The organism is Pseudomonas lini (genome assembly GCF_001042905.1).
In the GTDB taxonomy this organism is placed as follows: Bacteria; Pseudomonadota; Gammaproteobacteria; order Pseudomonadales; family Pseudomonadaceae; genus Aquipseudomonas; species Aquipseudomonas lini.
The window spans coordinates 1-22,003 of the sequence record NZ_JYLB01000005.1 but is presented as its reverse complement, the minus strand read 5'-3'; the positions used below and the strand labels follow the sequence as shown (position 1 = coordinate 22,003).

10 protein-coding genes are annotated in these 22,003 nt (G+C 60.4%); 1 reads left to right on the top strand and 9 read right to left on the bottom strand.

Annotated features, from left to right (window positions below; translation table 11 throughout):
- Window position 1: 1 nt before the first annotated feature.
- The 9 genes from TU81_RS15505 to TU81_RS15465 form a co-directional block, all read right to left on the bottom strand.
- Window positions 2–1,540, bottom strand: coding sequence for an MFS transporter (locus TU81_RS15505; RefSeq protein ID WP_048395966.1), 1,539 nt, complete (start codon window positions 1,538–1,540; stop codon window positions 2–4).
- A 198-nt stretch (window positions 1,541–1,738) separates the two neighbouring features.
- The gene (locus TU81_RS15500) at window positions 1,739–2,659 is read right to left on the bottom strand and encodes a LysR family transcriptional regulator (protein WP_038978398.1); all 921 of its coding nucleotides are present in this window, start codon (window positions 2,657–2,659) and stop codon (window positions 1,739–1,741) included.
- A 202-nt stretch (window positions 2,660–2,861) separates the two neighbouring features.
- The gene (locus TU81_RS15495; protein ID WP_048395965.1) at window positions 2,862–3,728 is read right to left on the bottom strand and encodes an ABC transporter permease; all 867 of its coding nucleotides are present in this window, start codon (window positions 3,726–3,728) and stop codon (window positions 2,862–2,864) included.
- 19 nt (window positions 3,729–3,747) lie between these two features.
- Window positions 3,748–4,608, bottom strand: a complete 861-nt coding sequence (locus TU81_RS15490; RefSeq protein WP_048395964.1) for an ABC transporter ATP-binding protein — start codon at window positions 4,606–4,608, stop codon at window positions 3,748–3,750.
- Between the two features lie 5 nt (window positions 4,609–4,613).
- A complete protein-coding gene (locus tag TU81_RS15485) occupies window positions 4,614–5,639 on the bottom strand; it encodes an ABC transporter substrate-binding protein (RefSeq protein ID WP_048395963.1) in 1,026 nt (341 codons plus the stop codon).
- 15 nt (window positions 5,640–5,654) lie between these two features.
- A complete protein-coding gene (locus TU81_RS15480) occupies window positions 5,655–6,566 on the bottom strand; it encodes a TauD/TfdA dioxygenase family protein (RefSeq protein WP_048395962.1) in 912 nt (303 codons plus the stop codon).
- 291 nt (window positions 6,567–6,857) lie between these two features.
- Complete coding sequence (locus TU81_RS15475) at window positions 6,858–8,225, bottom strand: HlyD family type I secretion periplasmic adaptor subunit (protein WP_048395960.1); 1,368 nt, start codon at window positions 8,223–8,225, stop codon at window positions 6,858–6,860.
- Window positions 8,215–10,371: a type I secretion system permease/ATPase gene (locus tag TU81_RS15470; protein ID WP_048395958.1), complete on the bottom strand. Its 2,157-nt coding sequence runs from the start codon at window positions 10,369–10,371 to the stop codon at window positions 8,215–8,217. Before TU81_RS15470 ends, TU81_RS15475 begins: the two co-directional genes overlap by 11 nt.
- Before the next feature lie 39 nt (window positions 10,372–10,410).
- Window positions 10,411–11,763: a TolC family outer membrane protein gene (locus tag TU81_RS15465; RefSeq protein ID WP_048395956.1), complete on the bottom strand. Its 1,353-nt coding sequence runs from the start codon at window positions 11,761–11,763 to the stop codon at window positions 10,411–10,413.
- Window positions 11,764–12,120: 357 nt separating this feature from the next.
- On the opposite strand from TU81_RS15465, the gene TU81_RS15460 reads away from it, so the two are divergent.
- On the top strand, window positions 12,121–22,003 hold a 9,883-nt coding region (locus TU81_RS15460), incomplete at its 3' end, for a retention module-containing protein (RefSeq protein WP_048395954.1).

Sequence of the window (22,003 nt, the reverse complement as noted above, 5' to 3'; positions counted from 1 at the left end):
TTCAAGTTGGCGCGCGCGGTGGATAGATCCGCGTCGGCAGCCAGAAAATCAACAGGATCAGCGCCACGGCGACGCCGGCCATGCACAGATAAAGATCGGAGGACATCAGCACCACGGCCTGTTGATGCAGTCGGTGAGCGAGACCAGCGCTAGTGCCGTCAACCAGAGGCGAATTACCAAGGTTGTCCACCAGCATGGTTGAGTGGAAATGCAGCCTTGCAGTGGTCAGTGCGTCGATCACCCCGGTAGCAATCACCGCCGCCAGACCTTTCACGGTATTGAACCAGGCCGAGGCGTACGGCCCTTCCATCGGAGTGATGCTGCCGGTGGAGAGCATTAACAACGGCAGCACGGCCATGGGCTGACCGAAAATCTGCAGCCATTGCAGGACGTAGAAATCGTCGCGAATCCATGCCGACGTCAGCTGCGAACCACCGAGGCAAGACAGCGTCAGCATGCTCAGGCCGATCCCCAGCACCCAGCGGCAATCGATCCAACGCAGGTTGCACAGCGCCGCCACCAACGGCAGCGCGATCAACTGTGGCAGCGCCGCCAGCAGCATGATCGGCGCGGTCTGCACCGGGCGATAACCCTGGACCTGAGCCAGGTAACTGGAGGGAATGAGGACCACCGCGAGCAACACCACCAGCACGCCGGCCAGGGTCAACAGCGCGAATGACAGGTTGCGGATACCGAGCATCTGCAACTTGAAGAAGGGAATCGGTTGCGACCACTCATTGAGCAGAAACAGCACCAGCAACAGCAGCCCGCCGCCGAGCAGTCCGCAAATCAGGCTCGACTCGAACCAGTCCAGCCGATTGCCTTGCAGAATGCCGATTACTAACATGCAGATCGCCGGAAACCCCAGCAACAAGCCACGCCAGTTGAATTGTTTGAAGCGCTCCAGCCGCAGCGGATCCTGAGGCAAACCGTAAGCCACCGCCGCCATGGCAATCAGGCACGGCACGACGATTTGCCAGAAGGTCCATTGCCAGCCGACGTACTCGGTCCACAACCCGGCCAGCGGCGTGCCGAGACCGGGGCCGAAGGTTGCCGTCAGGGCATAACCGGCCAGGCCATAGAGTTTCATGTTGGCCGGCAGGAACCGCAGGGCAACGGTCATCAGCATCGGCGGCAGCGCGCCGCCGGCCAGTCCTTGCAAGGTGCGTATGACCAGCAGGCTTTCGTAATTCGGGGCGAACGGGCACAACACACCCAACAGAGTGAACGCACTGATCGCGTACAGGGTGAAGCGCCGCAACGAAAACGTCACCGAACACCAAGGGGCAAATGCCATGGCGGCCACCGAGGTCGCGGTGTAACTGGCGACCAGCCAGGTACCTTCGTCGTAACCGATGGCCAACGCGCCGCGGATATCGGCCAGGGCGACCTTGGTCACCATCTCGTTCAGGCCCGACACCAGCACCGCCAGCAACACGCCCACCAGGCCGATGATGATTCGCGGGCCGAAGACCGGAGGCGTGACGGCGGTCGCTGGTTTGGCCGCAGCGAAAGGCGCCGTGACCGTGAGGGAAGTCATGTACTACAAGCTCCGGAAGGGGAATACCGAAGCATTTTAGGGAGGGTGGAAGCTTACGAAAATTGACTTATTGGCAGCTTATAAGTGCGCCATACGCAATCGTTAAATCAAAAGATCGCAGCCTTCGGCAGCTCCTACAAAAGCATGGCGAACACATATTCCCGGTAGGAGCTGCCGAAGGCTGCGATCTTTTGATCTTTAAACCGGTTGCGCGGCCAGCCAGGTCTCATCGCAACAGGCCTTGAGGGTTTCCCGCATCCAGCGATGAGCCGGGTCCTTGTCGAAACGCGGATGCCAGGCCTGGGTCAGCATCAGGGTCGGTAACGGAATCGGCAGGGTGAATGAGCGCAGTTTCAAGCCCAGGCGTCGCACGCTCAGCAAAGCTTCCTTGGGCACCGGCAGAATCAGATCGGAATCCGGCAAGGCGAACATCGCCGCATGGAAACTCGGTGCAATTACCGCCACCCGCCGCTCCAGCCCCAAGGCGTTGAGCGCCGTGTCGATGGGGCCACGGGCGATCCCGCGGCGGGACATGCTGATATGGGAAAAACCGGCGTACCGTTCGGCGGTGATCTCTTCATCGAACAGCGGATGATCTTCACGTACCAGCCCGACAAAGTGAGTGGAAAACAGGTTCTGCACCTTCACTTCCGGCATCAGCGGCCGGTTGTTGCTGACGCTTAAATCGATGCGCCCTTCGCGCAAGGCTTCGTCGTCCCCGTCACCCTCAGGGACAAAGCGCAATTCGCAATGCGGTGCCTGGCGTTCCATCGTGTCGAACAGCTTGCCGCCGTAGACGCCAACAAAGAAATCATTGGCGCGAATGCTGAACCGTCGGCGCAAACTGCCCAAGTCGACGTCATCGGCAGAGCGAAACAGCAAAGCGGCCTGCTCCACCAGGTCCCGCACCTGCTCGCGCAACTCCAGTGCCTTGGGCGTCGGCACCAGACCACGACCGGCGCGCACCAGAATCGGATCGCCGATGGCCTCGCGAATCCGCGTCAGCGTCCGGCTCATCGCCGCCGGGCTGAGATTCATCCGCCGCGCAGCGCCCACCACACTGCCCTCGTCGAGCAAGGCGTCGAGGGCGACTAACAGGTTCATGTCCGGGAGTTGCATGCTGAGCACTCGTGTCTGATCTGGATTGATTCAGACGCAATGCTAGCAAACATCTTTGGATGAGGTGGTGATAGGGCTGGCCCCTTCGCGAGCAAGCCCGCTCCCACAGTTGATCTTCAGTGGCTACAGATTTTGTGTACGACAAAGAACCCATGTGGGAGCGGGCTTGCTCGCGAAGGGGCCAGATCAGTCACCGCAAAACTCAGCGCTGCATCCCCCACCGCTTCACCGTCACCCGCTCCAACGTATCAAACACCAGATTCTCCACCAGCAACCCGATCAAGATCACCACCGCCAACCCGGCAAACACCTTGTCGGTATACAGCTCATTACGATTCTGGAAGATGTACCAACCCAAACCGCCCTTGCCACTGGTAGCGCCAAACACCAGTTCGGCGGCGATCAGCGTACGCCAGGCAAACGCCCACCCAATTTTCAAACCGGCGAGGATCGACGACAACGCGGCCGGAATCAGGATGAGCAGCACGAATCGCATGCCCTTGAGGCCGTAATTGCGACCGGCCATGCGCAAGGTTTCCGAAACGCCAAGAAACCCGGCATAGGTATTCAAAGCCAACGCCCAGAGCACCGAATGCACCAGTACAAAAATCAGGCTGTTCTGCCCCAGGCCAAACCAGAGCAGCGCCAGCGGCAACAACGCAATGGCCGGCAACGGATTGAACATCGAAGTCAGCGTACTCAACAGATCACGACCGAATCGGGTCGACACCGCCAGCGTCGTCAGGACAAACGCCAGAACGATGCCGATCAGGTAACCCTTGAGCAAGACAACCAGAGAAATCCACACCTTGCCCAGCAGTTCGCCGCTGAGCAGGCCGTCCTGCAGCGCGCTGGCGGTTTGTAAAAAACTCGGCAGCAGCAGGTCGTTGTTCTGATAGCGGGCCACGGCCTCCCAAAGCACCGCGAGCAAAACCAGGATCAGGCTTTTACGCAACCAACCCTGCTGCCAGAGGCGCTGGCCGAGCGGCAATTCGCGCTCCAGCGGCACACTCGTCAGCGGCTGCAAAACAGTTTCGTACTCTTTACGTGCAGATAATGAATGGCTCATCGGGCAATCCTCCAATGGCTCAATAAGCGATGCGAATGTCGGCGAAATCCAGCTCACGTTCGGTTTCCGGCGACTGACCTTCATCGAACAACAGCCGATGAATCCGCCGAGCCGATTCCTGGAACGCCACGCCACCCAAGCTGTGCAGGTCGTATTGATGGCTGTGGACTTCCGCCCGCACCCGACCCGGATGGGGCGACAGCAGCAAAATCCGGTTGCCCACCACCAACGCCTCTTCGATGGAGTGAGTGACGAACAGCAACGTGAAACGCACCTCTTCCCAGAGCAGCAGCAACTCCTCCTGCATCTTGCGTCGGGTCAGCGCGTCGAGGGCGGCAAAGGGTTCGTCCATCAACAGAATCTTCGGCTGCATCGCCAGGGCACGAGCAATGGCCACGCGTGCTTTCATGCCGCCAGACAAGGTATGCGGGTAGGCATCGGCAAACGCCGCCAGACCGACTTTGTCCAGATAGTGCAGCGCCCGCTCTTCAGCCTCTTTGCGTTTGAGGGTTTTGGAAGCGAGCAGCGGAAACATCACGTTCTGTTTGACGGTTTTCCATGGCGGCAGCTGATCGAACTCCTGGAATACTACGATCCGGTCCGGCCCTGGCGCATCGACCCGCTGGCCTTGCAGGCGAATCTCACCCTCACAGGGCTGGATGAACCCGGCGACCGACTTGAGCAATGTCGACTTGCCGCAGCCGGAAGGGCCGAGCAGCACAAAACGGTCCGCCGGATCGATCTCGAAACTGACCTGATGGGTCGCTCGAACCACACGCGCAGGCGTGCGGTATTCCAGGCTGACCTGGTCGACCGACAACAGCGCTTGAGCGGTCGTGATCGGTTTGCTGACCGTGTGGCCTTGCAAAGGGGCGTTCATGTCGGTCAGCTCCCTTGCAGCGGTTGGGCGTCCTGGAAGAAGTAATCCTTCCACGAATCCGGTTTGTTTTTGATCGCACCAACGCGGTAGAGGAACTCCGCCAGCGGGTAGGTGTTTTTCGGCGTGATGCTGAATTCGAACTGCGGGTTGTCGATGATTTTCAGCAACGCCGCGCGGTCGATTTTGGCCTTGGTGACACGGATGTAAGTGTCAGCCGCCGCACCTTTATCGTTCTGCGCAAACTCGGCCGCTTCAGTCAGCGCAGCGATGAAGGCTTTGTAGGTTTTCGGGTTCTCGTTGCGGAATTTCTCGGTGGCGAACAGTACGGTCGGCGAGTTCGGGCCAAGCAAGTCATAAGTGTTCAGCACCACATGCACGTTGGGGTTTTCCAGCGCCTGATCCTGGAACGGCGGGTTGGAGAAGTGTCCGCTCAACTCGGTGCCGCCAGCAATCAGTGCCGCGGTGGCATCCGGGTGCGGAACGGCGATGGTGTACTTGTCGAGGCGATTGAATTCCTTGTCGCCCCATTGCTTGGCCGCCGCGTATTGCAGGAAACGCGACTGCACAGAAACCCCGACCGCCGGCACCGCAATGCGGTCCTTCTCGGTGAAGTCGGCGATGGTTTTGACCTTGGGATTATTGCTCACCAGGTAGTAAGGGAAGTTGCCCAGGGAGGCCACGGCTTTGACATTCTGTTTGCCGTGAGTGCGGTCCCAAATGGTCAGCAGTGGACCGACGCCAGCTCCGGCAATGTCGATGGAACCGGAAAGCAACGCATCGTTGACCGCCGAACCACCGGAGAGCTGGGTCCAGTCGACCTTGATGTCGATGCCTTCCTGCTTGCCGTACTTCTCGATCAAATTCTGATCGCGCACCACGTTGAGCAGCAGATAAACGATGCCGAACTGTTCGGCGATACGAATTTCACCTTCGGCGTGAGCCACGGGCGGCGCTACCAGGCTGCCGGCGAGCAGGCTGAAACCCAGGCCTATGGCCGCAGCCAATGGTGCAAAGGGAAGACGTTTGGACATGGGAATTCTCCGAAATCAGAAAGGCGCGTCGCCCTGGATGGTGGTGCGATACAACTTGCGGCGCAGATGGCTGGGGCATCCGGCGGCGAGGTGAATCAGCGAACGGTTGTCCCAGAACACCAGGTCGTGGGCCTGCCATTGATGGCGGTAAATGTTTTGCGGCAGCACGCTGTGGGCGTAGAGCTCGTCGAGCAATTGTTTGCTCTCGTCTTCCGGCAAACCGACGATGCGGGTGGTGAAGCCCTCGCTGACGAACAACGCTTTGCGATCGTTTTCCGGGTGAGTGCGGACGATGGGGTGAACGACTTCAGCGACTTGCGCGAGTTGCTCCGGGGTCAGGGTCGGGCGCCAATTGCCTTCGAACTTTGTCTCGCTGTAGCGCGCCGTATAGGAATGCGCGGCCGAGCGGCCTTCGACGGCTTTACGCAGCGCCTCGGGCAGGCTGTCCCAGGCTTTGTGCATGTCGGCGAATAGCGTGTCGCCGCCTTCGGACGGCAGCTCCTGGGCATGCAGCATCGAGCCCAGGCTCGGCAATTCTTTATAGGAGAGGTCCGAGTGCCAGAACTTGCCGGCATCACCGAGGCCGATGGATTGGCCGTTTTCGATGATGTTGGAAACGATGAGGATTTCTGGATGCCCGGCCAGAAGGAACTGTTTGAGCACGTGGATTTGCAACACGCCGAAACGGCGGCTGAAGGCGATCTGCTGTTCGGGGGTAATGCGCTGGTCGCGGAACACCACCACGTGATGGTCCAAGTGCGCGCGATGGACACGGGCGAAGTCTTGATCATTGATCGGGCGGGACAGGTCCAGACCGATGATTTCGGCACCGACAGCGCCGCTGAATGGTCGGACTTCGAAGACTTGCGATGCGATGGTGGCGGTGCTGGTTGATGCAGGCTTTGGAGAAAAAGAGACAGCTGACATAAAAATCACTCCCACGCACGGCACGCTCAAGGGCGCGCGTCGATCAGAAACTCACGGAGGTTCCGTGTTGGTTCGTGTCGTGCGGCGCGCCGATTGGTCGGCAGGTACGCAGGGAAGTGACTTTATAGGTATAAGAATTGAAATTTAAATACCGTTAGCGAATAACTATATGGCATTTGAGATGGGGTGTCTTTGAGGCCGCCTTCGCGGGCAAGCCTCGCTCCTACAGAAGCCCGCGTCCCTGTAGGAGCGAGGCTTGCCCGCGATGAGGCCATCAGCCCCGAGCGAAGACTACCGCTCGTGCAGCGCCTCAGCCCGCGCCCGAATAATCGGCTTGAGCAAATAACTGAGCACGGTCTTCTTGCCGGTAATGATATCCACCGACGCCACCATCCCCGGGATGATCAGTAACGGTTTTTCATCCGTCCCCAGGTGGCTGCGATCAGTGCGCAGCTTGATGATGTAGTAGGTGGTTTTCTTGTCTTCATCGGTGATGGTGTCAGCACCGATCTGCTCAAGCTTGGCTTTGAGCCCACCATAAATGGTGTAGTCGTAAGCTGTGAACTTCACCGTCGCTTCTTGCCCCGGATGCAGGAAGGCGATGTCTTGCGGACGAATTTTGGCTTCTACCAACAAGGTGTCATCCAGTGGCACGATCTCCACCAGATCGCTGCCTGGCTGGATCACGCCGCCGATGGTGTTCACCAGCAACTTGTTGACGATGCCGCGCACCGGCGATGTCACCAGCGTCCGGCTGACCCGGTCTTCCAGGGCCTTGCCAGTGGCCTGGGCCTTGTTCAGATCGGTACGCGCTTCGTTGAGTTGGGTCAGGGCTTCGCTACGGAATTTACCGCGAGTCTCGTCGATCTTGCGCTGTACTTCCTTGATCGCCGATTCGGCGCGAGGGATCGCCAGGGTGGTGGCGTCCAGTTGGCCGCGGGTTTCAACCTCGGCGCGTTTGAGGCGCAAAACCTCCACCGGTGACACCGCGCCCTGAGCCACCAACGGCTCGGACATGTTGATTTCCTGGCGCTGCAAGGCCAGACCGCTGCGGTATTGAGCCTGCTTGGAGGTGAACTCGCGCAGCTCTTGTTGACGCTGGATTAACTGCTCCTTCAAGCCACCGATTTCATCGTGCAGTTGCTGACGACGACTGATGTACAGCGACTCTTCACTGGCAGCCTGAGTGGGAACTGCCTTGAGCACGTCGGCGGGGAAGTTCAGCGGACGGTCATCGACTTCGGCGCTCAAGCGTTCCACACGCAGCAGCATCGACAGTCGATCGGCCTCGGTTTCACCGACGTTGGAGGCAAACCGCGTGTCGTCCAGACGAATCAGCGGCGCACCGGCCTCGACGATCTGCCCTTCGGTGACGAACAGCTCGGAGACGATGCCGCCCTCAAGGTTCTGGATTTTCTGGATCTTCGACGACGGAATCGCCTTGCCGTCGCCCTTGGTGACTTCATCGATCACCGCGAAGTTGGCCCAGAGCATCAGGAACACGAAGAAGCCGATGATCGCCCAGATCGTCAGCCGCACCACACGCGGGGCGTCTTCGATCAGCGCTTTGTTGACCTCGGGAAGCGGCTGGCCTTGCAGCGATGCGGAGCCTTTGAAGTAGCGGCGGATGGATTCTTTGACCCCGGACTTAAGCAACACTGATCTGCCCCTTCTTCAACGCTTCCATCACGGCGGCTTTCGGGCCATCGGCGAGTATCTGCCCACGGTCGATCACCAACAGACGATCCACCAGCGACAACAGCGAAGCCCGGTGCGTCACTAGCACCACGGTCTTGTTTTCAACCACTGCAGCGAGGCGTTGCTTGAGGCGTTCTTCACCGGTGTTGTCCATGGCGCTGGTCGGTTCGTCCAGCAACAGGATCGGCGGGTTGAGCAGCAGCGCTCGGGCCAGGGCGACGTTCTGACGCTGACCACCGGACAGGTTCTGCCCACGCTCACCGACTTGCAGCTCATAACCTTGCGGGTGCAGACGGGCGAACTCGTGAACGCCGGCCAATTCCGCAGCTTGCAGCACCAATTCGTCTTCGACGTAACGTGCGCCCGAGACCAAATTGTCGCGCAGGGTACCGGCGAGCAATTGAATGTCCTGGGGCACGTAGCCGATGTTGTGGCGCAATTCGCTGACGTCGATCTGACGGATATCCACACCATCCACCAGCAACGCGCCGTCGTCCGGCTGATAGAGGCCCACCAGCAATTTGGCCAGGGAGCTTTTGCCCGAGCCGCTGCGACCGATGATGCCGATCTTCTCGCCGGGCTTGATGATCAGGTTGATGTTCTTCAGCGCGGGGTTCTGCTGATCCGGGTAAGTGAAGCTCATCTGGCGGCATTCAATGGCGCCTTGCAGCACTTTGCGGCTCAGCGGACGCTCGTCGAAATTGCGCTCCTGCGGCAGCTCCATCATCTGATCGACCGAGGTCATGGTCACACGGGCCTGCTGGTAACGAGTCAGCAGACCGGACAACGAGGCCAGCGGGCTGAGGGCACGACCGCTGAGCATGTAGCACGCGATCAAGCCGCCCATGCTCAGGTGGCCGTCGATGATCTGGTACACGCCGAAGACGATCATGATCACCCCGGCCAGTTGCTGAATCAGCAAGGTGATGTTCATCGCCAGACCGGACAGCATTTTCACCCGCAACTCGAGGCGGCTGAGGGTACCGATGGTCTGCTCCCACTGATACTGGCGTTCGCTTTCGGCGTTGTTGACCTTCACCGCATCAAGGCCGGCGAGGGTTTCGATCAGGCTCGACTGGCGCTCGGCGCCCAGGGCCATGGTTCGTTCCATGGTCGCCACCAGCGGCTTCTGCAAGGCATAACCGATCAGCAAGGCAATCGGGAACGCCAGCACCGGAATCCACACCAGATGCCCACCCAGAATCGCGATGACCATGAAGATCAGCAGCGTAAACGGCAGGTCGATCAGGCTGGTGAGGGTCAGCGACGCGAGAAAGTCCCGCAGGCTCTGAAACTCATGAATGTTCTGGGCAAAGCTGCCGACCCGAGCCGGGCGATACTTCATGGCCATGCCGACGATGCGCTCAAACAGCGTCGCCGAAATGATCAGGTCGGTTTTCTTGCCGGCCAGGTCCAGACACAGGCTGCGCAGGCTCTTGAGGATCAGGTCGAACAGGTAAGCGCCCGTGATGCCGATGGCCAGAACCCAAAGAGTCGACTCGGCCTGGTTCGGCACCACGCGGTCGTAGACATTCATCACGAACAGCGGCGCGGCCATGGCAATGATGTTGATCAGGAAACTGGCAGCGATGGCGTCGGCGTACAGCCAGCGCGAACGCTTGAGGGTGTCGCGAAACCACGAACGTGCGCGCGGGATCAGCGTGCCGTGATTGACGTCGAATTTGTGTTGGGGTTGGGCGAAGAAGACTTTGCCGCTGTAATCGTCGGCGAGCAGTTCACGGCTGACGCAAACCTCACCACCATCGCTTTCGCTGAGCAGCAAGCGGGCCTGGTCTTCACCGTGCCAGCCGAGCAGCACCGCACTGCGACCTTCCTTGAGCAGCAACAGCGCCGGCATGGCAATCGCCGGAATCTGCTCCAGCTTGCGTTGCAACACCCGCCCTTGCAGCCCGGCGCGAGCAGCCGCACGGGGCAGCAGTTCGACGCTCAGGCGTTGTTTGGGTAACGGCAGGCCGGTGGTCAGCATCGCGGCGCTGGCCGGTTTCTGGTGCAAAGTGCAAAGGGCTAACAGGCCGTCCAGTAACGGATCGTCATGCAGCGCGCGCGGATCATGAATGAGTTGAACTCGACTGACTTCTGATTCCACGCTCGACACTCTTGGCTAACAATTGAAATGGGGCAGGACTCAATTCATCCCGGGCAGCTGAACCTTGGGCTTCACGTCGTTTTGCACAACGGATGCCAATGGTGCGACCACGCCCTGACTTTTGAGTAATTCGCCCATGGTCGCCTTGATTCGGTACTGAGTAAATAACTGAATGTTTTTGATCTCGGCCAGCCGACGGGAAGCGCTGAACAGCTCGTTTTCACTGTCGAGCAGATCGAGCAATGTCCGCTCGCCGAGGCTGAACTGCTTCTGATACGCGCTGCGCACACTGGCGCTGCGATCGACATATTGCTGGGCGATCGGCACCTGGGCGTTGGCGTTGTTCAGGGCATTCCAGGCCAGACCCAGTTCTTCGTTCAACACGCGCAGGGCGTTGTTGCGAATATCCAGTGCCTGGTTCGACAGGTAGGACTTGGATTCCAGATCAGCCTTGTTGCTGCCACCGGCGAACAAATTGAAGCGCATGCGCAGCATGGCCTGCCATTCATTGTTGTGACCGTTCTGGCCGTCGATATCGTTATCGGCGGTGCGACCCAATTCGGCATCGAAGCGCGGGTAGAAGCTCGACTTGGCGGCTTCGTACTGCTTCTCGGCGGCAGCGATATCGGATTCGGCGGAGCGCAGGATCGGGCTGTTTTCCAGCATCTGCGCCCGGGCTTCATTCAGGTTGGCCGGCAACAGCGCCATGAAATCGGCGGGCCGCTCCAGTTGATCGGGCATCTGGCCGACGGCGCTGAGGTAGTTGGTTTCGGCATCAGCCAGGTTGGTCTGTTCAGTAATCAGGTTGTTGCGGGCCTGGGCCATACGTGCGTCAGCCTGATCGAGGTCGGCACCGCTGCCTACGCCGCGCTGGGTGCGCAATTTGATCTGGTCAAGAATCCGTTCGTGGTTCTTCAGGTTATCTTCGGCCAGGCGCACGAATTCGCGGCGGGTCAATACATCGAGATAGACCTGAGCGACGGTCAGTCCGGTACGTTCCGAGGTGCCCAGCAAGGAATAAGCGCGAGAATTAACGGTGGCTTGTTGACGCCCCACTTCGCTGGACGTCGCAAAACCGTCAAAAACCATCTGTGACAGACGTAAACTTGACTCGCTGCGGTTCAGCGTTTCCCAGTGGTTGTTGTTACCGGCGGCACGTGTGGTGACGCTGTCGGTGCCTTCACGACCATAACCGCCCAGCAGATCGACCCTCGGCAGGTATCCACCTTTAGCGGCCTTTAACTGATAATCCGCGGCCAATCGGCTGTTAACCCCTGCCTGGATTTCCGGATGGACATCCAGCGCCTGCTGCATGGCCTGCGGGAGGCTTTGCGCCTGAACAAAGCTGGCGGCAAGGGCGAAGGGTAGAACCTTGAACAGGTGCAAACGCATAGTTGGAGTTTCCCGGGACTTCTTGTCTTGAATCACTGCAGAACGTGGCGCTGCATCGAATGATGGCAACCGTAATGACCGTATGTCGGAAAGTTCAAAACCGGAACTGGATCACACGCTGTAGGACAGGTCGCCGCTTAAATATCAATGTGACATTACTTGGACGATTGTTTAGGATGGCTCCCATAAGGTCAATAGTTTGGCATAAAGTTAATTTCGAAAAAATATAGCCAAATTATTGACGATATCGCGTCAAAGTTATGCATCGAATATTTTGAAAGCACGTCCAGCCCCGATTGGCGAACACGCTGACCGGTTCATGGAAGTCAACTGAACGTGACACCCGGAGAGTCTTCAATGAGCAGTGTTGTTGCCATCGTCAAAAGCATTGTGGGTCAGGTTTTCGCGGTGTCGCCAGAAGGCATCCGCCGCGTACTCGTTGAAGGCGACCGGTTGTTGGTCGGCGATCAGGTAGACACCGGTGCCGCTGGTGCCATTACGCTCGAACTGGCTGATGGCCGCATCCTGGACCTGGGCCGCGACACTCAGTGGAGCGGCAGCGATCCAGGTTCCAGCACTGACCTTGCGCAAGCCACTGCACAAGCCGCGCCATCGGTTGACGAATTGCAACAAGCCATCGCCGCCGGCGTCGACCCGACCACCGCTCTTGAAGCTACCGCGGCCGGCCCTACGGCTGCGAGTTCGGGCGGCGCTGCCGGTGGCGGCCACAGCTTCGTGGCCCTGGAGGCAACCGCTGCTCGGGTCGACCCGACCATTGGCTTCCCGACTGAGGGTCTCGCCACTGCCGCGTTGGCAACACAAGACACCACCGGCGGCCAGACTGCTGACACCAGCACCAATGCCCTGCGCGAGTCGACCCTGAGCCTGAGCGCCACGCCGACCATCACCGAGGCCGGTGGCGTGCTGGTTTACACCGCGACCCTGACCCAGGCGCCGCTGACCGACCTGACCATCACCCTGTCCAATGGCTCGGTGATCGTGATCGCAGCCGGCCAAACCACCGGCACCGTCAACGTTCCGCTGGCACCGAACGACACGGTTTATAACGATCCAACCCAAATCACCGTGACCGTCACCGGCACCACGGGCGGCAGCGGTATCGTGGTCACCCCGCCAACCGTTCCGGCCGTGACCCAGGTCACCGACACCGTCGACACCACCACCGTCACACTGTCAGCGGGCTCGACCGTCACTGAAGGCGGGCAGATCACCTACACCGCGACGTTGACCAACCCGGCGCAGACGCCGGTCACCGTGACTCTGTCCAACGGTTCGACCATCACTATTGCCGCAGGCAACACCACCGGCAGCGTCAACGTTTCGACGCCGGCCAATGACGTCTACAACAACGGCAGTACCGTCAGCACCACGATTACCGGCGCGACTGGTGGCAACTTCGAAAACCTGGTGCCGAATCCAACACCGGCTGTCACCACCATTACCGACTCCGCCGACACCACCACCGTCACGCTGACGGCCGGCTCGACCGTCACCGAAGGCGGTCAGATCACTTACACCGCGACCCTGACCAACCCGGCGCAGACGCCGGTCACCGTGACTCTGTCCAACGGTTCGACCATCACCATCGCCGCTGGCAACACCACCGGCAGCGTGAACGTTCCGACGCCGGCCAATGACGTCTACAACAATGGCAGTACCGTCAGCACCACGATTACCGGGACTACCGGCGGCAACTTCGAGAATCTGGTGCCGAACCCGACTCCGGCGGTCACCACTATTACCGATTCGGTCGACGATACCGGCCTGAGCCTGACCGCCACTGGCAGCGTCACTGAAGGTGGCCAGATCACCTACACCGCGACGCTGGCCAACCCGGCGCAGACGCCGGTCACCGTCACCCTGTCCAACGGTTCGACCATCACCATCGCCGCTGGCAACACCACAGGCAGCGTGGACGTTCCGACGTCGGCCAATGACGTCTACAACAATGGCAGCACCGTCAGCACCACGATCACTGGCGCTAGCGGCGGCAACTTCGAGAACCTCGTACCGAGCACCACGCCGGCAGTCACCACCATCACCGACTCGCTCGACAACACCGGCCTGAGCCTCAGCGCCACCGGCACCGTCGTCGAAGGCGGCCAGATCACCTACACCGCCACCCTGACCAACCCGGCCGGCACGCCGATGACCGTGACCTTGAGCAACGGCGCGGTCATTACCATCGAAGCGGGCAAGACCACCGGCAGCGTGACTGTCGATACCGCGGCCAACGACGTCTACAACAATGGCAGCACCGTCAGCACTACGATCACCGGCACCACCGGCGGCAATTTCGAGCAACTGACCCCGAGCACCGAACCGGCACTCACCACCATTACCGATTCGAAAGACGACACCGGCCTGAGCCTGTCGGCATCCACCGAAGTGGCCGAAGGTGGTCAGATTCTGTACACCGCAACGTTGACCAATCCGGCCGGTACGCCGGTCACCGTGACCTTGAGCAACGGCGCGGTGATCACCATCGCCGCTGGCGCGACCACCGGCAGCGTGAGCGTCGATGCGCCTGCCGATGATGTTTATAAAGATGCCGCCAAGGTTGAAGTCACCATCGCGGACGCCGCCGGTGGCAACTTTGAAAACCTGGTGACTGACCCGGCGGCAGCGGTCACCGACGTGACTGACACCCTCGACACCAGCACCGTTTCGCTGACGGCTACCGCAGACGTTGTCGAGGGCGGCACCGTGGTTTACACGGCTTCCGTTACCGCGCCAGTAACCGGTTCGCCGGTGCTTGTGACCCTGTCCAATGGCCAGACCATCACCATTCCGGTCGGTTCGAGCAGCGGCTCTGTCAACTTCGTTGCGCCAAATGATGCACTGGCCGGTGGCAGCTCGCTGAGCGTCAAGATCGACGACGCGAAGGGTGGTAATTACGAGAGGCTGGAAGTTGACGGCAAATCAGCCGACACCTCGGTGACTGATACCCAGGACACCACCAACCTGTCGCTGACCGCCAGCGGTTCAGTGGATGAAGGTGGCCAGATCACCTACACCGCGACCCTGACCAATGCCGCCGGCACTCCGGTCACCGTGACCTTGTCGAACGGCGCCGTGATCACCATCGAAGCGGGCAAAACCACTGGCTCCGTGACCGTCGATGCTCCGAAGGACGATGTCTATAAAGACAACGGCACCGTTGAAGCGACGATCAAAGACGCGACCGGCGGCAATTTCGAGAACTTGGTCGCCAGCGATACACCGGCGGTGACCACCGTCAACGACACCATCGACACCAGCACCGTTTCGCTGAGTGCCACTTCGAACGTCACCGAAGGCGGGACTGTGGTTTACACCGCGTCCGTGACGTCGCCAGTGACCGGCTCACCGGTGATTGTGACCCTTTCGAATGGCCAGACCATTACCATTCCGGTTGGCTCGAGCAGCGGTTCTGTAAACTTCGTTGCTCCAAATGATGCACTGGCCGGTGGCGGCTCGCTGAGCGTCAAGATCGACGACGCTAAAGGTGGTAACTACGAGAAGCTGGAAGTCGATGGCAAGTCGGCGGATACCTCGGTTACCGACACTCCAGACACCACAACCCTCAGCCTGAGCGCTACTGATTCGGTCGCTGAAGGTGGCTCCATTGTTTACACCGCGACTCTGACCAACACCGCCGGCACTCCGGTCACCGTCACGTTGAGCAATGGCGCCGTGATCACCATTGCCGCCGGTGCAACCACCGGTTCCGTGACCGTTGATGCGCCGAAAGACGACGTCTATAAAGATGCCGGCCAGGTCGAAGTAACCATCAAGGATGCCGCAGGCGGCAACTTCGAAAACCTGGCGACCAATCCAGCGGCTGCGGTCACTGACGTCACCGATACCGTCGACACTTCGACCGTGAATCTGACGGCGACTTCAAGTGTGGCTGAAGGCGGCACCGTGGTTTACACCGCGTCCGTCAGCGCACCGGTCACCGGTTCGTCGGTGGTTGTGACTTTGTCGAATGGCCAGACCATTACCATCCCGGTCGGCTCGAGCAGCGGTTCTGTCAACTTCGTTGCGCCAAATGATGCACTGGCCGGTGGCGGCTCGCTTAGCGTCAAGATCGACGATGCCAAGGGTGGTAACTACGAGAAACTGGAAGTTGATGGCAAGTCGGCAGACACCTTGATCACCGATACCGCTGACACCACCAACCTGTCGCTGACCGCGACCGACACCGTGGATGAAGGCGGACAGATCACCTATACGGCAACCTTGACCAATGCGGCCGGCACACCAGTGACCGTGACGCTGTCGAACGGCGCCGTGATCACCATCGAAGCAGGTAAAACCACCGGTTCCGTGACCGTCGATGCGCCGAAAGACGACGTCTACAAAGACGCCGGCACCGTCGAAGCAACCATCCAAGATGCGACCGGCGGTAATTTTGAGAACCTGGTCGCCAGTGATACACCGGCGGTGACCACCGTCAACGACACCATCGACACCAGCACCGTTTCGCTGAGTGCCACTTCGAGCGTCGCCGAAGGCGGCACCGTGGTCTACACCGCAACGGTCAGCGCCCCCGTCACCGGTGCGTCAGTGGTCGTCACCCTGTCCAACGGCCAGAGCATCACCATCCCGGTCGGCGAAACCACCGGCAGCGTGAACTTTGTCGCGCCAAACAGCCCCCTGGCGGGCGGCAGCTCCCTGAGCGTCAAGATTGACGGCGCAACGGGCGGTAATTACGAGAAGCTGGAAGTCGACGGCAAATCGGCGGACACCTCGGTGACTGATATCGCGGACACCACCACCCTCAGCCTGAGTGCTACTGATTCGGTCGCTGAAGGCGGTTCCATCGTCTACACCGCGAGCTTGACCAACGTCGCGGGCACGCCGGTCACCGTGACCTTGTCGAACGGAGCGGTGATCACCATCGCCGCTGGCGCGACTACAGGCAGTGTGACTGTCGACGCACCGAAGGATGACGTCTACAAAGACGCCGGCACCATCGAAGTAACCATCAAAGACGCGACCGGCGGCAACTTCGAAAATCTGGCGACCAATCCGGCGCCAGCGGTCACCGATGTGACCGATACCCTCGATACCTCGACCGTGAATCTGACCGCGACGTCCACCGTCGCCGAAGGCGGCACCGTGGTTTACACGGCGTCCGTCAGCGCACCGGTCACCGGTTCGCCAGTGGTCGTGACCCTGTCGAACGGCCAGACCATTACCATCCCGGTCGGCTCGAGCAGCGGTTCTGTCAACTTCGTTGCGCCAAACGATGCCATCGCTGGCGGCGGCTCGCTGAGCGTCAAGATTGACGATGCCAAGGGCGGTAACTACGAGAAACTGGAAGTTGATGGCAAGTCGGCAGACACCTCGATCACCGATACCGCTGACACCACCAACCTGTCGCTGACCGCGACCGGCGCTGTGGATGAAGGCGGACAGATCACCTATACAGCAACCCTGACCAATGCGGCCGGCACACCAGTGACCGTGACGCTGTCGAACGGCGCCGTGATCACCATTGAAGCGGGCAAAACCACCGGCTCCGTGACCATCGATGCACCGAAGGACGACGTCTATAAAGACACCGGCACCGTTGAAGCGACCATCAAAGACGCGACCGGCGGCAACTTCGAGAACCTGGTGGCTAGCGACACCCCGGCGATCACTACCGTCACCGATACCATTGATACCAGCACCGTTTCGCTGACAGCCACCGCGAATGTCGCCGAAGGCGGCACCGTGGTTTATACCGCGTCCGTGTCGGCACCGGTCACCGGTTCGCCAGTGGTGGTCACCCTGTCCAATGGCCAGACCATCACCATTCCAGTCGGATCGAGCAGCGGCTCTGTCGACTTCGTTGCGCCAAACGATGCGCTGGCCGGTGGCGGCTCGCTGAGCGTCAAGATCGACGATGCCAAAGGCGGCAACTACGAAAAACTGGAAGTCGACGGCAAGTCGGCCGACACCTCGGTGGCCGACACCGCTGATACCACCAACCTGTCGCTGACTGCGACCGGTGCCGTGGATGAGGGTGGCCAGATCACCTACACCGCGACCCTGACCAACGCCGCCGGCACTCCGGTCACCGTGACCTTGTCGAACGGCGCCGTGATCACCATCGAAGCGGGCAAAACCACCGGCTCCGTGACCATCGACGCTCCGAAGGACGATGTCTATAAAGACAACGGCACCGTTGAAGCGACCATCAAAGACGCGACCGGCGGCAACTTCGAGAATCTGGTCGCCAGTGATACACCGGCGGTGACCTCCGTCAACGACACCATCGACACCAGCACCGTTTCGCTGAGTGCCACTTCGAACGTCGCCGAAGGCGGCACCGTGGTTTATACCGCGTCCGTGTCGGCACCGGTCACCGGTTCGCCAGTGGTTGTGACCCTGTCCAATGGCCAGACCATCACCATTCCAGTCGGATCGAGCAGCGGTTCTGTCGACTTCGTTGCGCCAAACGATGCGCTGGCCGGCGGCAGCTCGCTGAGCGTCAAGATCGACGATGCCAAAGGTGGTAACTACGAGAAGCTGGAAGTCGACAGCAAGTCGGCCGACACCTCGGTGACCGATACCCAGGACACCACCAACCTGTCGCTGACCGCCAGCGGTTCAGTGGATGAAGGTGGCCAGATCACCTACACCGCGACCCTGACCAACGCGGCCGGCACACCGGTCACCGTGACCTTGTCGAACGGCGCCGTGATCACCATTGAAGCGGGCAAAACCACCGGCTCCGTGACCATCGATGCACCGAAGGACGATGTCTACAAAGACGCTGGCACCGTTGAAGCAACGATCAAAGATGCAACCGGTGGCAACTTCGAAAACCTGGTGGCTAGCGACACTCCGGCAGTCACCACCGTCAACGACACCATCGATACCAGCACCGTTTCGCTGAGTGCCACCGCGAATATCGCCGAGGGCGGCACCGTGGTTTACACCGCGTCCGTGTCGGCACCGGTCACCGGTTCGCCGGTGGTTGTGACCCTGTCCAATGGCCAGACCATCACCATTCCGGTCGGCTCGAGCAGCAGTTCTGTAAACTTCGTTGCACCAAATGATGCACTGGCCGGTGGCGGCTCGCTGAGCGTCAAGATCGACGATGCTAAAGGTGGTAACTACGAGAAGCTGGAAGTCGACGGCAAGTCGGCGGACACCTCGGTCACCGATACTGCGGACACCACCACCCTCAGCCTGAACGCTACTGGTTCGGTCGCCGAAGGTGGTTCCATCGTTTACACCGCGACCTTGACCAATGCCGCAGGGACTCCGGTCACTGTCACGTTGAGCAACGGTGCGATCATCACTATCGCCGCCGGCGCCACCGCTGGTTCCGTGACTGTCGACGCGCCGAAAGACGACGTCTACAAAGACGCCGGCACCGTCGAAGTGACCATCAAGGATGCCGCAGGCGGTAACTTTGAAAACCTGGCGACCAATCCGGCGGCAGCGGTTACCGACGTGACCGATACCATCGACACCTCGACCGTCAATCTCACCGCGACCAGCACTGTGGCCGAAGGCGGCACCGTGGTTTACACCGCGTCCGTGTCAGCGCCGGTCACCGGTGCGCCGGTGGTTGTCACCCTGTCCAACGGCCAGACCATCACCATCCCGGTCGGCTCGAGTAGCGCCAGCGTCAACTTCACCGCACCAAACGATGCATTGGCTGGTGGCGGTTCTCTGAGCGTCAAAATTGACGGCGCTACAGGCGGCAACTACGAGAAGCTGGAAATCGACGGCAAGTCGGCCGACACCTCGGTCACTGACACTGCGGATACCACCAACCTGTCGCTGACCGCGACCGGCACCGTGGATGAAGGCGGCCAGATCACCTACACGGCAACCCTGACCACCGCCGCTGGCACACCAGTGACTGTCACGCTGAGCAACGGCGCCGTGATCACCATCGAAGCGGGCAAAACCACCGGCTCCGTGACCGTCGACGCGCCGAAGGATGACGTCTACAAAGACGCCGGCACTGTCGAAGCAACCATCAAAGACGCCACCGGTGGCAATTTCGAGAATCTGGTCACCAGCGATACATCGGCGGTGACCACCGTCAACGACACCATCGACACCAGCACCGTTTCGTTGAGTGCCACTTCGAGCGTCGCCGAAGGCGGCACCGTGGTTTACACCGCGTCCGTAACCTCACCGGTCACCGGTTCGCCGGTGGTTGTGACCTTGTCCAATGGCCAGACCATCACCATTCCAGTCGGCTCAAGCAGCGGTTCCGTCAACTTCGTTGCGCCAAATGATGCACTGACCGGTGGCGGTTCGCTAAGCGTCAAGATCGACGATGCCAAAGGTGGTAACTACGAAAAACTGGAAGTCGACGGCAAGTCGGCAGACACCTCGATCACCGATGCTGCGGACACCACCACCCTCAGCCTGACCGCTACTGACTCGGTCGCTGAAGGCGGTTCCATCGTCTACACCGCGACCCTGACCAACACAGCCGGGACTCCGGTCACCGTCACGCTGAGCAACGGCGCGATCATCACCATCGCCGCCGGCGCCACCGCTGGTTCCGTGACTGTCGACGCACCGAAGGACGACGTTTACAAAGACGCCGGCCAGGTCGAAGTGACCATCAAGGATGCTGCGGGCGGCAACTTCGAAAACCTGGCCACCAGCCCGGCGGCAGCGGTCACCGAAGTGACCGATACTCTCGACATCTCGACCGTGAACCTGACCGCGACGTCCACCGTCGCCGAAGGCGGCACGGTGGTTTACACCGCGTCCGTGTCGGCGCCGGTGACCGGCTCGCCGGTGGTTGTGACCCTGTCCAACGGCCAGACCATCACCATTCCGGTCGGGTCGAGCAGCGCCAGCGTGAACTTCACCGCGCCGAACGATGCACTGACCGGCGGCGGTTCACTGAGCGTCAAGATCGACGATGCCAAGGGTGGAAACTATGAGAAACTGGAAGTCGACAGCAAGTCGGCAGACACCTCGGTGACTGATACCCAGGACACCACCAACCTGTCGCTGACCGCGACCGGCGTCGTGGATGAAGGCGGCCAGATCACCTACACCGCAACCCTGACCAATGCAGCCGGTACACCGGTGACCGTGACGCTCAGCAATGGCGCCGTGATCACCATTGAAGCGGGCAAAATCACCGGTTCCGTGACCGTCGATGCACCGAAGGACGACGTCTATAAAGACGCCGGCACCGTTGAGGCGACCATCAAAGATGCGACCGGTGGCGGCTTCGAGAACCTGGTCACCAGCGACACCCCGGCGGTCACCACCGTCAACGACACCATCGATTCCAGCACCGTTTCGCTGAGTGCCACTTCGAGCGTCGCCGAAGGCGGGACCGTGGTTTACACGGCATCCGTATCGGCTCCAGTCACCGGTTCGCCGGTGGTTGTCACCCTGTCCAACGGCCAAATCATCACCATTCCGGTCGGGTCGAGCAGCGCCAGCGTGAACTTCACCGCGCCGAACGATGCGCTGACCGGCGGTACCTCCCTGAGCGTCAAGATCGACGATGCGAAGGGCGGCAACTACGAGAAACTGGAAGTCGACGGCAAGTCGGCGAACACCTCGGTGACTGATACCCAGGACACCACCAACCTGTCGCTGACCGCGACCGGCACCGTGGATGAAGGCGGCCAGATCACCTACACCGCAACCCTGACCAATGCAGCCGGTACACCGGTGACCGTGACGCTCAGCAATGGCGCCGTGATCACCATTGAAGCGGGCAAAATCACCGGTTCCGTGACCGTCGATGCACCGAAGGACGACGTCTATAAAGACGCCGGCACCGTTGAGGCGACCATCAAAGATGCGACCGGTGGCGGCTTCGAGCACCTGGTCACCAGCGACACCCCGGCGGTCACCACCGTCAACGACACCATCGATTCCAGTACCGTTTCACTGACTGCCACTTCGAGCGTCGCCGAAGGCGGGACCGTGGTTTACACGGCATCCGTATCGGCTCCAGTCACCGGTTCGCCGGTGGTTGTCACCCTGTCCAACGGCCAGGTCATCACCATTCCGGTCGGATCGAACAGCGCCAGCGTGAACTTCACCGCGCCGAACGATGCACTGACCGGTGGCGGTTCACTGAGCGTCAAGATCGACGATGCCAAGGGTGGAAACTACGAGAAACTGGAAGTCGACGGCAAGTCGGCGAACACCTCGGTGACTGACACCCAGGACACCACCAACCTGTCGCTGACCGCGACCGGCGTCGTGGATGAAGGCGGCCAGATCACCTACACCG

Coding starts and splice junctions, on each gene's coding strand:
- TU81_RS15505 (WP_048395966.1), bottom strand. CDS start 1,540: ATGACTTCCCTCACGGTCACGGCGCCTTTCGCTGCGGCCAAACCAGCG.
- TU81_RS15500 (WP_038978398.1), bottom strand. CDS start 2,659: ATGCAACTCCCGGACATGAACCTGTTAGTCGCCCTCGACGCCTTGCTC.
- TU81_RS15495 (WP_048395965.1), bottom strand. CDS start 3,728: ATGAGCCATTCATTATCTGCACGTAAAGAGTACGAAACTGTTTTGCAG.
- TU81_RS15490 (WP_048395964.1), bottom strand. CDS start 4,608: ATGAACGCCCCTTTGCAAGGCCACACGGTCAGCAAACCGATCACGACC.
- TU81_RS15485 (WP_048395963.1), bottom strand. CDS start 5,639: ATGTCCAAACGTCTTCCCTTTGCACCATTGGCTGCGGCCATAGGCCTG.
- TU81_RS15480 (WP_048395962.1), bottom strand. CDS start 6,566: ATGTCAGCTGTCTCTTTTTCTCCAAAGCCTGCATCAACCAGCACCGCC.
- TU81_RS15465 (WP_048395956.1), bottom strand. CDS start 11,763: ATGCGTTTGCACCTGTTCAAGGTTCTACCCTTCGCCCTTGCCGCCAGC.